The organism is Actinomyces sp. S6-Spd3 (assembly GCF_000758755.1).
GTDB lineage: Bacteria > Actinomycetota > Actinomycetes > Actinomycetales > Actinomycetaceae > Pauljensenia.
In genome coordinates, this window is the sequence record NZ_JRMV01000204.1 from 1 (window position 1) to 596 (window position 596).

The following is a 596-nucleotide window of genomic DNA, read 5'->3' on the forward strand; positions in this document are numbered from 1 at the left end:
GGCCAAGAGGAGCTGCCAATGCGTCCCACGCGCGTTGCCAGTTCTGAACGTCCCACTCCTGAGGCAGATACCAAGTGCGCGAAGGATCTGCCTCCGCTGCCCCCTTAAACGAGGTGACAAAGAGGACGTACACCGGGATCAGGACCATCGCAAGGAAGAGAATCAACAGCGCGTAGCGAATCGCGGTAGTTCCCGGACTTCCTTTCTTCACCACGTGCGGGTTCGCGGTAGGCAAAGCATTCTTTACTTGAGTGCTCATGTCACTTCCTCTTCTTCGCGTCGTGGATCAGGTACGGCACGACCAAGATCGCCACAATCACCAGCAGAATCGTTCCAACCGCTGCAGCATTTGAGTAATCACCCGAAGTCATGTAGTTGTACATGTCGATTGCAGGAACCTTAGTGGAGTATGTGAGCTGATCCGTAACAGCCATGATCAGGTCGAATGACTTCAACGCCATGTGACCAATGATGATAACTGCTGACAAGGCTACGGCAGACAGCTGCGGGAAGATGATGTGTTTGTACAGTTGCCACTCGCTAGCACCATCCACGCGGGCCGCTTCGCGCAGGTCATCACTAATCCCCCTGAAGCC

The 596-nt window shown here is 54.5% G+C and carries 1 protein-coding gene and 1 pseudogene; both read right to left on the bottom strand.

From position 1 onward, the window contains the following. Positions 1–259: pseudogene (locus tag HMPREF1627_RS01745) on the bottom strand (carbohydrate ABC transporter permease); the annotation flags it as partial. A 1-nt stretch (position 260) separates the two neighbouring features. Beyond that, on the bottom strand, positions 261–596 hold a 336-nt coding region (locus HMPREF1627_RS01750), incomplete at its 5' end, for a carbohydrate ABC transporter permease (protein ID WP_034500587.1).